The following is a 16368-nucleotide window of genomic DNA, read 5'->3' as shown; positions in this document are numbered from 1 at the left end:
CATTGACAGACATGCCGAGATGCATCGTTCTTCGGCTAACCGCCCGTACTATCCCGGCGTGGCTATACCGGCAGAAATGTGGACACAGGCCAGGGCCGCCGCGCCGACACCGCCGAAGCCGGCCTCGGGCGGCTCGGGGTCCTTCCGCGGTGACATCGAGGGCATGCGGGCGGTGGCCGTGCTGCTGGTGCTCCTCGGCCACGCCGGGATACACCACCTGCCCGGTGGCTTCGTCGGTGTGGACGTGTTCTTCGTGATCTCAGGCTTCCTCATCACCGGCCTGCTGCTCACCGAACTCGACCAACGTGGACGGCTCTCACTGGTCGACTTCTACGCCCGCCGGGCCAAGCGCCTCCTTCCCGCCGCCGCGACGGTCCTCGTCGCGACTCTGGTGCTGACCTACTACTTCCTGCCCCGGGGCCGCTGGTCCACGACCGCCTGGGACGTCATCGCCAGCGCGTGCTACGCGATGAACTGGCGCATGGCCGGGCAGTCCCTCGACTACGTCGCCGCCAACGACGCCCCGAGCATCGCCCAGCACTTCTGGTCCCTGGCCGTGGAGGAGCAGTTCTACCTGGTCTGGCCGCTGCTGCTGATCGCCCTCGGTTGGGTCGCCCGCCGGAGGGCACGAGGGCGCCACGGCCTCTACCTGTTCGGGCTGGCGTTGATCGCGGTCCCCTCGTTCGGCTGGGCGCTGCGCGTCTCGCCGACCGATCCGTCGGCGTACTACGTCACCACGACCCGGATGTGGGAGTTGGCCCTCGGCGGTGCCATCGCCGTCACGGCGACCTGGCTGAGCCGGTCTCCGCGCCTGGTGGCCGTTCCCCTGGCCTGGGCCGGACTGATCGTCGTCGGCGCGTCGGCCGTGCTGATCCGCACGGAGGCCGGCTTCCCGGGGTACGCCGCGCTCGGCCCCACCCTCGGCACGGCCGCGGTGATCGCCTTCGGCCCGGCGGCCGGCCGCGCCGGGCCCGCACTCCTGCTGGGCCGGCAACCGCTGCGCTACGTCGGTGGGATCTCGTACTCGCTGTATCTGTGGCACTGGCCGCTGCTGATCGCCGCGCAGGCGCACTTCGGTGAGCTCGGCGTCGTTGCCGCGCTCGCGGTGGTGGCCGCCTCGGCGATCCCCGCCGCGCTCACCTACCACTTCATCGAGAATCCGGTCCGTCGGTCGCCGACTCTCACCGCACGGCCACCCGCGGCCCTGCGCGTCGGTGCCGTCTGCACCTGTGCCGCCGCGCTGGCCGGCCTGCTGTTCCAGCTGGCCATCCCGTCGACGGCGGGCCCGGCCTCCACCTCCGTCATCATGGGCCAGGTGCCCGGAGCCACCACCCAGGCGGCACCGCCGCCCGCGCCGGGCGCCATGGCTCTCGGCTCCTCCCCCCGCACCAGCCGCGCCGGAGCGCCCGTCGACCAGGTCGCCTCGATCACCCCCGACCCGCTGGCGGCGAAACAAGACGCGTCGCTCCAGAACGCGAGCTGCCATGTGGACCTGGTTTCCTCGACCCCGAAGGCCTGCGTCCACGGGAAACCGGATTCGACGACCAGGGTCGCACTCGTCGGCGACTCCCATGCGGACCACTGGATTCCTGCCCTGCGGGGAGCGGCGGAGACGAACGACTGGCGCCTCGCCACCTACACCAAGTCCGGCTGCCCCTTCCTGACGGCCGAGATCTCCCTGGACGACCGGCCCTACGCGTCGTGCACCGAGTGGAACAGGAGGGTACGGGCGGAACTACTCGGCGCGGACCGCCCCGACATCCTGATCACCACTCACTCCGTGTACCCGGTCCGGGGCGAGCCGGAGTCGAGGAGCCAGTCCGCGATGGCCCGCGAGCTGCGGAAGACGTGGAGCAGCCTGATCGCGGAAAAGCTTCCGGTGGTGGTGCTGCGGGACACCCCGCTCCACCTGAAGGACATCGCCGAATGCGTGTCCGAGAACCTGAAACGCCTGACGAGGTGCGCCGCACCCCGGGCCGCTGCGCTCCGCCTCGGGGGTGGTCCCGCCCAGGAAGAGGCAGCGAAAGGGCTCACCGGCGTTCACCTGATCGACCTGAACGACTGGATCTGCCCCGCGAACCGCTGCGCGCCGGTCATCGGAGGCGTCCTCGTCTGGCGCGACGCGCACCACCTGACCGCCACGTACTCGGCCACCCTCGCACCGCGACTGGGCACCGCGCTCAAGCCCGCGATCGCCGAACTCTGAGCCGTTCGACAGGCCCGAGGGCGGGCGGTCACCGCTCGGGCGGGGCCTCCAGCCCTTCCCGGTCGGCCAGCTCCAGCAGCGGCTCCAGCGAGTGCCGGTCGCCGTCCAGGCCGGCGTGCGGGTCGCCCCGCTCGGCGAACCGGGCCGGCACGGACAGCACGTCGAAGTCCTCCGGCCTGGCGTCCTCCAGCTCCGCCCAGTCCAGCGGCGCCGACACCAGCGCCCTGGGCGTCGGCCGGATCGAGTACGCCGAGGCCATCGTGTGGTCCCGCGACATCTGGTTGTAGTCGACGAAGACCGGCCGGTCCCGCTGCTCGCGCCACCAGGTCGTGGTGACCAGCTCGGGCAGCCGGCGCTGCATCTCCCGGCCCAGCGCGAGCACCGCCCGGCGGCAGTCGCCGAAGCTCCACCGCGGCTCGATCGACAGGTAGACGTGCAGGCCCCGCCCGCCGGTGGTCTTCGGGTAGCCGGTCAGGCCCAGCTCGGCGAGGAACGCCCGCACCTCCCGGGCGACCGGCACCACCTGCTCGAAGCCGACGCCGGGCATCGGGTCGAGGTCGATGCGCAGTTGGTCGGGACGCTCCACGTCGCCGGCGCTGACCGGCCACGGGTGGAAACGCAGGGTGCCCAGGTTGGCCGCCCAGATCACCACGGCCAGCTCGCTCGGGGCGACCTCGTCGGCGGTGCGGCCGCTGGGGAAGGTGATGTGCGCGGTCCGCACCCACTCGGGTGCGCCCGCCGGCAGCCGCTTCTGGTAGAACGCGTCGCCCCGGTTGGTCTGCCGGGTGGCGATGGTCGCGCCCTCGAAGACGCCGCGCGGCCAGCGTTCCAGCATGGTGGGCCGGTCCCGCAGTGCGCGCAGGATGCCGTCACCCACCGCCAGGAAGTAGCGGACCACGTCCAGCTTGGTCAGCCCGCGTTCCGGGAAGTACGGCTTGTCAGGGCTGGAGACGCGGACCAGCCGCTCTCCCACCTGGATCTCCTCCGCCACCGTGGCCACGCCCCTGAGGGTACGACGGCGGTCACGTGATCAGCAGGACGCCGACCAGGATCAGCGGCAGCCCGACGAAGAGGAAGATGCCGACGCCGGTGAGCACCCGTCCGCCGCCGGCCTCCTCGCGCTCCGGTGCGATCCCGAACGTGGCACGGGGGCCCAGCATGCCGATGCGGCTCAGCGTCAGGTCGCCGGTAACCCCGAACAGCGCGCCCACCACCATCAACGCGATCCCCAGTCGGCCGGTGAAGTCGCCGCCGTCGACCGCGACCCAGACCGCCGTCGCGACCGCGACCAGAACCGCGGCGATGACGAACAGCAGCAGCGCTTCCCGCAGACCCCGGACGACCGTCATCGCCGACCCCACCCCTTCGTCCCGGGGCGGCCCGACCGCCCCCGGTCGGACATTGTTCCCCATCGAACCGTCGGGCCGCTGTCCCGAACCGGACGCAACACCTGAACAGCCATCAGCGCCGATCGGATCCGGCGGGCGGACCGGCACAGCGACGATCCGGCACGGTTACCCCGGCGGTGCTCGGGTAGGGGGCCGACATGGCGGAACTGGCGACGCTCTGGATCATCCGGCACGGGGAGAGCACCGCGAACGTGGCGGCGACCCGGGCCGAGGCGTCGGGCGAAGAATTGATCGGGCTCACCCATCGGGACGCGGACGTGCCGCTCTCCCTCATTGGCGAGGAGCAGGCCCGGGCCACCGGCCGCTGGCTCGCCGGGCTGCCCCCGGACCGGCGCCCGGACGTGGCGGTGGTCTCGCCGTACCTGCGGGCGGTCTCCACCGCCGAGCTGGCGCTGCACGGCACGGAGGTGCCGGTGAGCCGCGACGAACGGCTGCGCGACCGTGAGCTGGGCATCCTCGACGGCCTGACCGTTCACGGGATGCAGCGGCGGTTTCCGGACGAGGCCGAGCGGCGGGTCCGGGTCGGCAAGTTCTACTACCGGCCGCCCGGCGGAGAGTCGTGGACCGATGTGGCGCTGCGGCTGCGGACGCTCCTCGGCGACCTGCGCCGGGACCACGCGGGCAAGCGGGTGCTGCTGTTCGGCCACGACGCGCTGGTCTTCCTGCTGCGCTACCTGGTGGAGGGGCTGACCGAGCCGGAGCTGATGGCGCTGACCCGGGAGTGCGTGATCGCCAACTGTTCGATCACCGACTGGTTCGACGACGGGCAGGGCCGGCTGATCCTGGGCGGGTTCAACGAGGTCGGCCACCTGCGTCAGCAGGGCGCCGAGTCGACCAGGGAGGACGAGGTCCATGCCGAGCCGGTCTGAGGTGAAGGTGATTCCGACCGCGGAGGTCGGCCGGGTTGCTCCGGGCCGACCCGGTAGGATCTGCCCGGGCCGTTACTGGCGCGTGGGGATGGAGAACCATCGGGGAGCGGCCCCGTCACGAGGACGTTTTGCCGAGCGCCTGGGCCTTCCGCACGCCTGTAGGAGGTCGCATGTCGCGCAACGCCGAGTCCACCGCATTCCGGAGTGCCCTTGAGGTGATCCGGGCCGTCGAGCCGCGGGTGGCTGACGCCATCGGCGCCGAGCTGACCGATCAGCGGGAGTCTCTCAAGCTCATCGCCAGCGAGAACTACGCCTCCCCGGCGACCCTGCTGGCGATGGGCAACTGGTTCAGCGACAAGTACGCCGAGGGCACGGTCGGGCGTCGCTTCTACGCCGGCTGCCAGAACGTCGACACCGTCGAGGCGCTCGCCGCCGAGCACGCCCGTGAGCTGTTCGGCGCCGCGCACGCGTACGTGCAGCCGCACTCGGGCATCGACGCCAACCTGGTGGCGTTCTGGGCGGTGCTGGCCGACCGGGTGGAGTCCCCCGCGCTGAAGAAGGCGCAGGTACGGCAGGTCAACGACCTCACCGAGGCCGACTGGTTCGCGCTGCGCCGCGAGTTGGGCAACCAGCGGATGCTCGGCATGTCGCTGGACGCCGGCGGCCACCTCACCCACGGCTTCCGGCCGAACATCTCCGGCAAGATGTTCGACCAGCGCAGCTACGGCACCGACCCGGCGACCGGTCTGATCGACTACGACCGGGTGGCCGAGGCGGCCCGCGAGTTCAAGCCGCTGATCCTGGTCGGCGGCTACTCGGCGTACCCCCGGAAGGTGAACTTCCGGATCCTGCGGGAGATCGCCGACTCGGTCGGCGCCACGTTCATGGTCGACATGGCGCACTTCGCCGGCCTGGTGGCGGGCAAGGTCTTCACCGGCGACTTCGACCCGGTGCCACACGCGCACATCGTCACCACCACCACCCACAAGTCGCTGCGCGGCCCGCGCGGCGGCATGGTGCTCTGCCAGCCGGAGCTGGCCGACCAGGTGGACCGGGGCTGCCCGATGGTGCTCGGTGGGCCGCTGCCGCACGTGATGGCCGCCAAGGCGGTCGCGCTGGCCGAGGCCCGCCGCCCCGACTTCGCCGACTACGCCCAGCGGATCGTGGACAACTCGCAGGCCCTCGCGGAAGGGCTGCTGCGCCGGGGCGCGAAGCTCGTCACCGGCGGCACCGACAACCACCTGGTGCTGATCGACGTGTCCGGCTACGGGCTCACCGGCCGGCAGGCCGAGCAGGCTCTGCTGGATTCGGGCATCGTCACCAACCGCAACTCGGTCCCGCAGGACCCGAACGGGGCCTGGTACACCTCGGGCATCCGGATCGGCACCCCGGCGCTGACCACCCGGGGGTTGGGCACCGCCGAGATGGACCAGACCGCGGAGCTGATGCACACCGTGCTCACCGCGACCACGGCCGGCGCCAACGCCGACGGCACCCCCTCGAAGGCCAAGTACGCCCTCGACCCCGCCCTGGCCGACAAGATCGCCCGCCAGGCCACCGACCTGCTGACCCCGTTCCCGCTCTACCCCGCCATCGACCTGGCCTGACGCTCAGACTGGCCGGCACCGGGCGCGCCGGGATCACCGTGGGTAACGCCGTCGGTGGCGCTCGCTCGGCCGAGCGCGATACCTCTGAGTCATATCGATGACTCAGAGGTATCGCGCTTGGGGGTGCACGGCGGGCGGACGCGCCTCAGGCCAGGGGGCGCTTGAGGTGGTAGCGGTGCACCTCGGTGCTGCCCTGGACGTTGTTCACGTCCTCGGCGGCGGAGACCAGCTCCCAGCCTTCCCGGCCGGCCCGGTTGAGGTGCGCGATGGCGGTGTCGCCGTAGGCGGTGATGTCCTTGCGTGACCCGTCCGGGCCGTACCAGATGAACGAGACGTGAAAATTGCGGCCCTGTCCCTGATAGCGGCGGACAAGCAAGGCGTACTCCCAGGCAACCATGCGGCCCATTATGACCGTCCACCCAGGACGGCGGCAGGCGGGTCGTCGCTCATTGCCATCCGGTGAACGCGGTGTGTCAACACACCGAGCTGGGCGCCCGGCGGGCCAACTCGTCGGTGATCAGGGCGGCCAGCCGGTCCAGCCCCAGGTCGATCTGCTCCGGTGTCACCGCACTGACCGACAGCCGCAGCGCGCACACCGGGGCGGTGTTGTCGTAGAAGTGCGCCATCGGCGTCCAGAGCACTCCGTAGTCGCGCGCCGACCGGTCCAGCAGCGCGTCGTCGACCGCGAACGGCACGGTCACCACCACGAAGAACCCCCCGGCGGGTACGGTCCACCGCACCGCCGCCGGCCGGCTCGGCCGGTCCGGGAACCGCCGGGCCAGCCCGGCCACCAGGTGCCGCAGATTGCGGGCGTACGCGGCCCGCTCCCGGGTGTTGGCGGGCACCAGGCTGCACCCGTGCTCCAACAGCCGGCCGCCGATCACCGCCTGCGCGATCGGTGCGGTGTTCACCGTGACCATGCTCTTGATCATGGCGAGCTGGTCGGCGAGCGGGCCGACCCGGCCGTCCGCTCCGGCCACCCGCTGGTCGGCGACCACGTAGCCGACCCGCGCACCAGGCAGCACGGTCTTGGCGAACGAGCCGAGGTAGACCACCCGCCGGTCGGTGTCCAACGCCTTCAGGGTCGGTGGACGCGGGCCGTCGTCGAGGTGGAACAGCCCGTACGGGTTGTCCTCCAGCAGCAGCAGGTCCTCCTCGGCGGCCAGCGCCAGCAGCCGCCGCCGGTCGTCCGGGTCGATACTCACCCCGGACGGGTTGGCGAAGTCCGGCATCAGGTAGCAGGCGCGCGGCCGGCACCCCGCCGCCCGCGCCCGGCGCACCTGGACCCGCAGGTCGGCCAGGTCCACCCCGGCCGGCCCGGCGGCGACCGGCCACACCGGCAGGTCCACCAGCCGGGCGGCGCCGGTCAACCCGACGTAGGTCGGGGCGACCGCGAGCAGCACGTCCGCCGGCCCGGCCCGCAGCGCCCGCAGCACCAGGAACATCGCCTCCTGGCAGCCGACGGTCACCACGACCGACTCCGGGTCGATGACGATCCCCTCGTCGACCGCCAGGTTGCGGGCGATCAGGTGGTGCACGATGCCCTTGGTCCGGCCGTACTGCAGCAGCAGCCGCCGGGCCTGCTCGGGCCGGTGGCCCAGTTCGTCGATGAGGTGCCGGTGGAACGTGTCCAGGTGCCGGTGCACCGCCGCCAGGTCGAAGAACTCCTCGTACGGCCGGCCGGCGGCCAGCGACACCGCCGCCGGATAGCGCTCGGACACCTCGTTGAGGAAGTTCATCGAGGTCAGCGCCGGATCGCCCAGCGCGGGGTGCAGGTCGGCGACGCTCAGGTCGACCGGTGCGGTGACGGCCACCGCTCAGCCCACCGCGAGCGTACGGAGCTCGGCCGCCGCCGCCGGGTCAGGGCAACCGGCCAGGGTGAGGGCATCGCGCAGCTCGGCGGCGAGCAGAGCCAACGCGTCCCGCGCGGCGGGTTGGCCACCGGCGGCCAGCGCCCAGAGCAACGGTCGGCCGACCAGCACCCCCGCGGCGCCCAACGCGAGCGCCCGCAGCACGTCGGTGCCGCCGCGGATCCCGCTGTCCAGCAGCACCTGGCACCGGTCGCCGACCGCGTCGACGACCTCCGGCAGCATGATGACGCTGGCCGGCGCCCCGTCCAACTGCCGGCCGCCGTGGTTGGAGACGACCACCGCGTCCGCTCCGATCCGCACCGCCTCGGCCGCGTCCCGGGGATCCAGGACTCCCTTGACCACCAGCGGCAGGTCGATCTGCTCGCGTAGCCAGGCCAGGTCCGCCCAGCTCAGCGCCGGCGCGAACGACGCCTCGGTGTGCGCGGCGATCGCGGACACCCCCGGGGCACCGGCGTGCGCCAGGGCGTCCCGGCCGTCGGGCAGGTTCGCGGCGACCACGTCATCCGGTAGCCGGAACGCGTTGCGCAGGTCCCGCGGACGCCGGCCGAGCACCGGCACGTCGACGGTGACCACCAGCGCCCGGCAGCCCGCCGCGACGACCCGGTCCAGCAGGTCGCGGACCAGAGCCCGCTCGCGCAGCCAGTAGAGCTGGAACCAGACCTCCGCGCCCGCGCCGGCGACCTGCTCGATCGGCGTGCTGCCCAGCGTGCTCGCCAGGTAGGGCACCCCCGCCGCCCCGGCCGCCGCGGCGAGGGCCAGCTCTCCGCCCGGGTGCACCAGCCGCTGGTACGCCATCGGCGCCACCCCGACCGGCATCGCGTACGGACGGCCGAGCAGCCGGGCGCCGAGGTCGACCGTGCCCACCCCGCGCAGCATCCGGGGCAGCACCGCGACCCGGTCCAGCGCGGACCGGTTGGCGGCCAGGGTCACCTCGGCCGCGCTGCCGCCGGCGATGTAGTCCCAGACGTCCGCCGGCAGCACCGCGCGGGCCCGTTCGGCGTAGTCGGCGAGCGACACCGCCGGCGACTCGGTCGACAGGTCGGTCAGCACCTGCTCAGCCACCATGCACCCCCGTACCGGCCGGCGCGGTGACCGGCCCGTCCTGCTCGGGTGGCAGCCCGAACCGCTCCCGCAGGAACGCCGCCGCGCTCTCCTGCGCCCGCCGGCCGTCGGCGAACGCGCCGGGCATGGCGAAGAAACCGTGGATCATGCCCGGGTAGTGCTCCAGCTCGACGGGCACGCCGGCGGCGCTCAGCCGCTCGGCGTAGCGCTGCCCCTCGGCGCGGAGCGGGTCCAGCTCGGCGGTGACCACCAGCGCCGGCGGCAGGCCGGACAGGTCGTCGGCGAGCAGCGGCGAGGCCAGCGGGTCCCGGGCGTGCGCCGGGTCGGCCAGGTAGTGCGTCCGGTACCAGGCCACCGAGCGGCGGTTGAACAGCGCCGGATCGTCGTCGACCGGGCCGGCCGGATCGCCGCTCTGGTCGGTGTTCGGGTAGACCAGCAGCTGCGCGGCGAGCCGAGGCCCACCCGCACGGCAGAGCAGGGTGACCGCGGCGGCCAGGTTCCCGCCGGCGCTGTCCCCGCCCACGGCCAGCCGGTCCGGGTCCACGCCGAGCCGGTCGGCGTGCCCGGCGATCCACCGGGTGGCGGCGTGACAGTCGTGCACCGCGGCCGGGAAGGGGTGCTCCGGGGCCAGCCGGTAGCCGACGGTGACCACCTGGCAGGGCACCGCGTTGGCCAGCCGCCGGCAGATGCCATCGGCGGTGTCGATGCTGCCGAGCGTCCACCCGCCGCCAAAGAAGTACAGCAGGGTTGGCAGCGGTCCTCGCCCGGCCGGCCGGTACACCCGGACCGGCAGCTCACCGGCGGGGCCGGGAATCCGCTCGTCGCGTACCTCGGCCACCGGCTCGACCACGCCGCCGCCGGCACGGATCGCGGCCAGGTCCGCGGCACGCGCCTCGGGCAGGGTCTGCGCGTACAACGGTGGGGTGCCGGCCGCGGCGCGGGCGGCCCGGTACGCCGCCACCTCCGGGTGCAGGGCCATGCCGGTCTCCTATCCGCCGGTGCTGACCAGCAGCTTGTCGATGCCGCGCAGGAAGAGGCTACCGCTGTACGTGGGCGTCTCGGTGACCGCCAGCCGGGGGAACCGGGCGAACAGCCGGGGCAGCGCGAGGCGCCACTCCAGCCGGGACACCGCCGCGCCGAGGCAGAAGTGCAGGCCCACCCCGAAGGCCAGCGACGGCGGCCCGGGTCGGGTCGAAGGCGTGCGGGTCCGGGAACCGCGCCGGGTCCCGGTTGGACGCCCCGATGATGATCAGCACGTTGTCGTCGCGGGCGACCGGCACGCCGTCCAGCACGGTGTCCGCGGGCGCGGCCCGGGCCAGGAAGTGCACCGGGCTCTCCAGCCGCAGCACCTCGTCGACGCAGCCCCGGGTCAGCTCCTCGTCGCCGGGCAGGGCGGCGACCGTCTGCGGGTGGGCCAGCAGCAGCGGCAGGCCGTTGCTGAACATGTAGACAGTGGTGACGAAGCTGGCGTTGAACAGCACGATCAGGTTGCTGATCAGCTCGTCCTCGGTCAGCTCCACCTCACCGGAGTCGACCGCCTCGACCAGGCCGCTGATCAGGTCCTCCCCGGGCGCCCGACGGAGGTGTGCCAGCAGCCCCCGGTAGAAGACCCGCAGTTCCTCCGCCGCGGTGTTCGCCGCGGCCAGCCGCTGCGGGGTCTTCCCGGCCACGTCGAGGAAATCGTCGATCCGCTCCACGCACTCGCGGTACCGGGCCAGGTCCGCCGTTGGGATGCCGATGAACTCGGCCATCACCAGGGCCGGGATGGGGTACGCGAAGTCGGCCACGAAGTCGAGGACGCCACCCCCGGCGTCGGCCATCCGGTCCAGCAGCTCGTCGACCACCCGCAGGATCACCGGTTCCAGCGCGCCCAGCCGGCGCGGCGTGAAGGTGCGGGAGAAGACGTGCCGCAGCCGGGTGTGATCGGGCGGGTTGACGAACATCATCGAGGTCTGGAAGGTACGCAGGATCTCCTGCTCCTGCCAGCCCGGCGGCGGCTGCTTGGTCCACTCCGGATCGCGCAGCAGCCCGTCGACCAGGTCGTACCCGACCGCCACGGCGGCCACCGTGCGGTGCTCGGCGCGAGCCGGCACCGCGCTGATCGGCCCGAGCCGGTGCAGGCCCGATGCGGGTCGCCCCGGTCACCGCGCGCCGGGAGGTCGACGAGTTCATCCGGCTGGCCCGCCCCGACGCCCTGGTCTACGACGCCCGGGACCCGGCCAGCCTGGGGCGGCGCGGCGGGCGGCGGCGGTCGGGGCGTGACCCCCCGCCGGCAACTGGTCGTCCTGGTCGGCGCGGACCTGATCTCGAACCTGGGCACCCGCATCTCGATGGTGACCATCCCGTGGCTGGTGCTGGTCACCACCGGCAGCCCGACCAAGATGGGCCTGGTCGCGTTCGCCGAGACGCTGCCGTACCTGCTGTCCAACGCGTTGGGCACGCCGTGGGCGGATCGGATCGGCCTGCGCCGCACCTCGATCATGTGCGACGTGGGCAGCGCGGCGGCCATGCTGATCGTGGCACTGACCCCGTGGCTGGGCTTCGCCCCGCTGGTGGCGCTGGTGGCGGTGGCCGGCGCGATGCGCGGCATCGGGGACCGGGTCAAGCACGTGATGTTCCGGCCGGCCGCCGAGGCCGCCGGGGTGCAGCTGATCCAGCTGACCTCCGCGTATGACGGGCTGAGCCGGGTGGTGACCCTGTTCGGCGCCGCCGTGAGCGGCCTGCTGATCGCCGGGTTCGGGGTGACCGGGGCGATCCTCATCGACGCGGCCAGCTTCGGGATCTGCGCGCTGCTGATCGGCGTCGTGGTCCGTCCACCGGCCGCCCCGGCGCAACCCGCCCAGCCGGAGAGCTATCTGCGCGCGCTGCGCGGCGGGTTCAGCTACCTGGGCCGGGACCGGCCGCTGCTGGGCATGCTCGTGGTCATCTCGGCGCTGAACATGGTGGCCAACGCCAGCGTGGCGGTCTACATCCCGGTCTGGGTCGCCCGGGAGCTGCACGGCCCCACCGGGCTCGGCCTGGTGCTGGCGGCGTTCTCGGCGGGGGCGCTGCTGGGCAACGTGCTGTTCACCGCGCTCGGGCCGCGGCTGCCCCGCCGGTTGACCTTCCTGATCGGGGCGTTGGTCGCCGGCACACCCCGTCTGGTCGCGCTGGCGATCAGCGACGAGCTACCGGTGGTGCTCGTGGTGACCTTCCTGTCCGGGATCGGCATCGCGGCGGTCAACCCGCTGCTCGGGGTGGCGCTCTACGAGCGGGTGCCGCCGGAGTTGCAGACCCGGGTGATCGGCATCTCCGGTTCGCTGGCCTTCATCGGGCTGCCGGTCGGCGCGCTGCTCGGCGGCTGGTCGGTGGACGCGCTCGGGCTCACCCCGGCGCTGCTGGTCATGGCGGCGGCGTGCCTGCTGGTCACCGCGTACCCGCTGCTGACCTGCACGGACCGCCCGGTCACGCCGGCACACCCCACCCCGCCATGACCCCCTGACTCCCCGGGCAAATCGGTTGCGGGCCCAGGCCCACCCCCGCAGGCTCGGACGGATGAGAACACAGCCCCTCCCCGACGTACCGGACACCAACCACCCGGTGGCGGCCCGGATCGACGTGGCACTGGTCCGCCGCCTGGTGGCCGAGCAGTTCCCGCACTGGGCGGAACTGCCGGTCCATTCGGTCGAGGTCGGCGGCTGGGACAACCGCACCTTCCACCTGGGCGACGCGATGACCGTGCGGCTGCCCAGCGGCGAGGGGTACGCCCTCCAGGTCGCCAAGGAACAGCGCTGGCTGCCGGTGCTCGGCCCACTGCTGCCGCTGGAGGTGCCCGCCCCGCTGGCCCACGGCCGTGCCGGCGCCGGCTACGCGTACCCGTGGTCGGTCTACCGGTGGATCGACGGGCGGACCGCCCAGGTCGAGCGGATCGGCGACCTGACCCGGTTCGCCACCGATCTCGCCGGCTTCCTGCGCGCGCTGAGGGGCATCGACGCCACCGGCGGGCCGGCGGCCGGCCGGCACAGCGCCTGGCGGGGCGGTCCGCTGTCCACCTACGACGCGGAGACCCGGGCGGCGATCGAGGCGCACCGCGACCGGTTGCCCGTCGACGCGGTCACCGGCATCTGGCAGGCCGCCCTCGACGCCACCTGGGCCGGGCCGCCGGTCTGGTTCCACGGCGACGTCGCGTCCGGCAACCTGCTGGTCCGCGACGGCCGGCTCGCCGCCGTCATCGACTTCGGCTGCTGCGGCGTCGGCGATCCCGCCTGCGACACCGTGATCGCCTGGACACTGCTGTACGGCGCCAGCCGGGCCGCCTTCCGCGACGCGCTCGGCGTTGACGAGGCCACCTGGGCTCGCGGGCGCGGTTGGGCGCTGTGGAAGGCGCTGATCACCCTGGACAACCCGGAGCCGGCCAAGGCCGCCGAGGCCCGCCACGTGCTCGGTCAACTGCTCGCCGAGCACGCCGTGGCCCCCTGAATCCCCGTACCGTGTGGACATGGCCAGCTGGGAGGACGTCCGCCGGATCGCACTCGCACTGCCCGAGACCACCGAACGGGCCTCGTACGACGGGCTGCCCGCCTGGCGGGTGCGGGACAAGCAGTTCGTCTGGGAACGACCACTGCGCGGGGCAGACCTCGCCGCCCTCGGCACGGCCGCGCCCGACGGTCCGGTCCTCGGCGTACGGGTGCCCGACCTCGGCGTCAAGGAGGCCCTGCTCGCCGACGACCCGTCGGTCTACCTCACCACCCCGCACTTCGACGGCTACCCGGCCGTGCTGGTCCGGCTCGACCGGATCGGCCTGCCCGAGCTGACCGAGGTGATCATCGAGGGGTGGTACGCCCGCGCCCCGAAACGCCTCGCCGCCGCCCACCGAGCCCAGCAGGAGCCAACCGACGGCTAGGCTCGGCGGGTGGAGCAGGTGGACGCGATCGTCTTCGACATGGACGGCACGCTGATCGCCTCACACGCCGCGGTGCCGGCCGCGTACCGGGCCGCCATCCTCGCTGGCGGCGGGCGGCAGCACACCGACGAGGAGATCATCGCCGGTTACCCGCTCGGCGCGCCGTCGGCCCTGCTCACCGCACTGCTCGGCCGGCCCGCCACCGAGACGGACGTCGAGCGGTACCACGCGGAGCTGGCCGCTGTCGCCGAGCAGGTCGCCAGCTACGACGGTGTGCCCGAGCTGCTGGCGGGCCTGGCCGGTCGGGCGCCACTCGGGCTGTTCACCGGTGCCAGTCACCGGGCCGCCCGCATCCTGCTGGAGCGGGTGGGGTTGGCCGGCCACTTCCGGGTCATCATCGGCGGCGACGAGGTGACCCGGCCGAAGCCGGCCCCCGACGGGGTCGTCCTGGCCTGCCGCCGCCTCGGAGTCGCGCCGCAGCGGAGTGCCTACGTCGGCGACTCACCCCTCGACCTGCGGGCCGCCCGGGACGCCGGTGCGCTGGCGGTGGCGGCGCGCTGGGGCCACCAGTACGACCCGCACACGCCCGCCGACCTGACCGTGGCCCACCCCCGCGACCTCCGCGCGCTCTTCGCCTGACCGACCGGCGGTCGCGTCAGCGGCCGGCCGGGGTCGGGGTGGCGTGTTCGGTGCCGCAGCGTGGGCAGCGCAGCCGCGCCCCGGCGGCCCGGGGCACCCGTAGCCGCTGACCTCAAGCGCAGGTGAACACTGGCCGGGTCGCCCGCAGGTATTCGTCGCGCTCGCGCTGCGGCCAGCTGCCATGGCAACGGTTGCACTTCGGCGGGTAGCTCTGGTAGTAGGCCAGCCCGAACGCGCCCGCGATCATCACGGTGGCGGAGAACGGCAGGCCCAGCAGCGCGAGGAGGGCGGGCAGCAGCGCGCCGAAGCCGTCCGACAACACCACACCGACCACTGTCAACACCACCACCGGCACGCCGAGCAGCAGGCCCGCGAAGCCCCACGTGAAGACCAGCAGGGACAGCAGGAAGACCACCCGCACCCCACCGGGCGCCCAGCGGGCCACGCCGTACCCGCCGCAGCGCGGGCAGTTCGGTGAGGCGGGATGCGGCACGGCCCGCAGCGCCTTCGGCGCGAGCCACTCAACGAGCCGCTTGACGATCTCCTCGACCAGGATGGTCGCCAGGGACTGGAGAAACGAACTGAGCATGCCTCCACCCCACCCCAGCGCGCCGACGCCGCCGCGTGGACGACACCAATCCGACAGCCCGGCCACGCCCGTCCGGGGAGTTCGTCGTGCGTTCGTCTCGTGGCCGCGCGGGCTTCGGCAAGGGCGGCTAGCGTCGGCCGTCGTCACCGCGCCCGGGCCCGGGCGGCCGGCGACAGGTCGGGCGCACGGGCCGGCACCCACCAAGCGGAACCGGGCGCTGGCCGGCACCCGGGACATCCCGCTCCCCAGCGCCAGGAGGCCGCCGCGCATGACGTCGTCACCCACCCGCCGCACCACTGCCGAGGTCACCGCCGTCCACCGGATCGGCGACAGCGCGCCGCACAGCGCGTTCACCGACCTCGTCCGGTACGCCGGGAGCTGGTTCTGCGCCTTCCGCGAGGCGCGGACCCACCTCTCCGACGACGGCGTGATCCGGGTGCTGACGTCGACCGACGGGCGGTCGTGGACCTCCGCGGCGGTCGTCCGTCAGGCCGGCACCGACCTGCGCGACCCGCGCTTCGTCCCGCGACCCGACGGGCGGCTGCAACTGCTGGCGGCGGCCGCCGCCGGAGAGGCCACCAAGACGTTCCAGACGGTGACCTGGCTCTCCGTCGACGGGCACGCCTGGGGCGACCCGATCCCGGTCGGCGAACCGGGCGTCTGGGTGTGGCGGGCGGCCTGGCACGACGGCACGATGTACGGCGTCGGCTACGCCACCCGTGAACCGAGGTTCGCCCGGCTCTACCGCAGCACGGACGGCGTCGACCTCCAGCCGTGGGTGCCGACGCTGTTCGCGGACGGGTACCCCAACGAGTCGGGGCTGGTCGTCGACCCGGACGGCACGGCGCTCTGCCTGCTGCGCCGTGACGGGGCCAACCCCACCGCGCAGCTCGGCCAGGCCCAGCCGCCGTACCGGGACTGGCGCTGGACCGACCTGGGCGTCCAGGTGGGCGGGCCGACGCTGCTCCGACTGCCCGACGGGCGGCTGCTGGCCGGGGTACGCCTGCTCGACGGCGAGGTACGCACCGCGGTCTGCGCCGTCGACCCCGACCGGGGCGAGCTGACCGAGCTGGTCGCGCTGCCCTCCGGCGGCGACACCAGCTACCCCGGCCTGGTCTGGCACGACGACCTGCTCTGGGTCAGCTACTACTCCTCCCATGAGGGACAGGCCAGCGTCTATCTCGCGGAGATCAGATTGACCGGCTGAGCGGGCCATGGCCGGGGCGCCCCGCTT

At 73.4% G+C, this 16368-nt stretch carries 15 protein-coding genes, 1 pseudogene and 1 riboswitch; of the genes and pseudogenes, 8 read left to right on the top strand and 8 right to left on the bottom strand.

The window, feature by feature from the left end:
• The first annotated feature begins 58 nt into the window (after positions 1-58).
• Entirely contained in the window at positions 59-2206 is a 2148-nt protein-coding gene (locus OG990_RS09825) for an acyltransferase family protein (protein ID WP_406079988.1), read from the top strand.
• A gap of 28 nt (positions 2207-2234) precedes the next feature.
• On the opposite strand, the gene OG990_RS09820 is transcribed toward OG990_RS09825, so the two are convergent.
• A complete protein-coding gene (locus tag OG990_RS09820) occupies positions 2235-3206 on the bottom strand; it encodes a DNA primase small subunit domain-containing protein (protein WP_328416402.1) in 972 nt (323 codons plus the stop codon).
• Between the two features lie 22 nt (positions 3207-3228).
• Positions 3229-3555, bottom strand: coding sequence for a hypothetical protein (locus OG990_RS09815; RefSeq protein ID WP_355608960.1), 327 nt, complete (start codon positions 3553-3555; stop codon positions 3229-3231).
• Positions 3556-3752: 197 nt separating this feature from the next.
• Here OG990_RS09815 and OG990_RS09810 point away from each other — a divergent pair, with 197 nt between their 5' ends.
• Both OG990_RS09810 and OG990_RS09805 read left to right on the top strand, forming a co-directional pair.
• A complete protein-coding gene (locus OG990_RS09810; RefSeq protein ID WP_406079987.1) occupies positions 3753-4484 on the top strand; it encodes a histidine phosphatase family protein in 732 nt (243 codons plus the stop codon).
• A 61-nt stretch (positions 4485-4545) separates the two neighbouring features.
• Positions 4546-4636: riboswitch (ZMP/ZTP riboswitch) on the top strand.
• 18 nt (positions 4637-4654) lie between these two features.
• Positions 4655-6091, top strand: coding sequence for a glycine hydroxymethyltransferase (locus OG990_RS09805; protein ID WP_406079985.1), 1437 nt, complete (start codon positions 4655-4657; stop codon positions 6089-6091).
• 145 nt (positions 6092-6236) lie between these two features.
• Here OG990_RS09805 and OG990_RS09800 read toward each other — a convergent pair whose 3' ends face one another.
• From OG990_RS09800 to OG990_RS09780, 5 genes and pseudogenes are all read right to left on the bottom strand, one after another.
• A complete protein-coding gene (locus tag OG990_RS09800; protein WP_328416394.1) occupies positions 6237-6497 on the bottom strand; it encodes a hypothetical protein in 261 nt (86 codons plus the stop codon).
• A gap of 67 nt (positions 6498-6564) precedes the next feature.
• Complete coding sequence (locus OG990_RS09795; RefSeq protein ID WP_406079983.1) at positions 6565-7905, bottom strand: PLP-dependent aminotransferase family protein; 1341 nt, start codon at positions 7903-7905, stop codon at positions 6565-6567.
• A 3-nt stretch (positions 7906-7908) separates the two neighbouring features.
• On the bottom strand, positions 7909-9027 hold the full coding sequence (locus OG990_RS09790) for an alpha-hydroxy acid oxidase (RefSeq protein ID WP_406079981.1): 1119 nt from the start codon (positions 9025-9027) through the stop codon (positions 7909-7911).
• Positions 9017-10003, bottom strand: a complete 987-nt coding sequence (locus OG990_RS09785) for an alpha/beta hydrolase (RefSeq protein WP_406079979.1) — start codon at positions 10001-10003, stop codon at positions 9017-9019. Before OG990_RS09785 ends, OG990_RS09790 begins: the two co-directional genes overlap by 11 nt.
• Positions 10004-10012: 9 nt before the next feature.
• Positions 10013-11144, bottom strand: a pseudogene (locus tag OG990_RS09780) (cytochrome P450); the annotation flags it as partial.
• A gap of 138 nt (positions 11145-11282) precedes the next feature.
• On the opposite strand from OG990_RS09780, the gene OG990_RS09775 reads away from it, so the two are divergent.
• The 4 genes from OG990_RS09775 to OG990_RS09760 all read left to right on the top strand — a co-directional run bounded on the left by OG990_RS09775 (position 11283) and on the right by OG990_RS09760 (position 14545).
• Positions 11283-12497, top strand: a complete 1215-nt coding sequence (locus tag OG990_RS09775) for an MFS transporter (protein ID WP_406079977.1) — start codon at positions 11283-11285, stop codon at positions 12495-12497.
• 61 nt (positions 12498-12558) lie between these two features.
• On the top strand, positions 12559-13482 hold the full coding sequence (locus OG990_RS09770) for an aminoglycoside phosphotransferase family protein (RefSeq protein WP_328416387.1): 924 nt from the start codon (positions 12559-12561) through the stop codon (positions 13480-13482).
• 19 nt (positions 13483-13501) lie between these two features.
• On the top strand, positions 13502-13906 hold the full coding sequence (locus tag OG990_RS09765) for an MmcQ/YjbR family DNA-binding protein (protein ID WP_328416386.1): 405 nt from the start codon (positions 13502-13504) through the stop codon (positions 13904-13906).
• Between the two features lie 9 nt (positions 13907-13915).
• Entirely contained in the window at positions 13916-14545 is a 630-nt protein-coding gene (locus OG990_RS09760) for an HAD family hydrolase (RefSeq protein WP_328416385.1), read from the top strand.
• A 112-nt stretch (positions 14546-14657) separates the two neighbouring features.
• Here OG990_RS09760 and OG990_RS09755 read toward each other — a convergent pair whose 3' ends face one another.
• The gene (locus OG990_RS09755) at positions 14658-15134 is read right to left on the bottom strand and encodes a hypothetical protein (RefSeq protein ID WP_406079974.1); all 477 of its coding nucleotides are present in this window, start codon (positions 15132-15134) and stop codon (positions 14658-14660) included.
• Positions 15135-15402: 268 nt separating this feature from the next.
• Here OG990_RS09755 and OG990_RS09750 point away from each other — a divergent pair, with 268 nt between their 5' ends.
• A complete protein-coding gene (locus OG990_RS09750; RefSeq protein ID WP_406079972.1) occupies positions 15403-16341 on the top strand; it encodes a sialidase family protein in 939 nt (312 codons plus the stop codon).
• Positions 16342-16368: the final 27 nt, after the last annotated feature.

This window comes from Micromonospora sp. NBC_00858 (genome assembly GCF_045207365.1).
GTDB lineage: Bacteria > Actinomycetota > Actinomycetes > Mycobacteriales > Micromonosporaceae > Micromonospora.
This window is presented reverse-complemented; position numbering and strand designations above follow the sequence as displayed.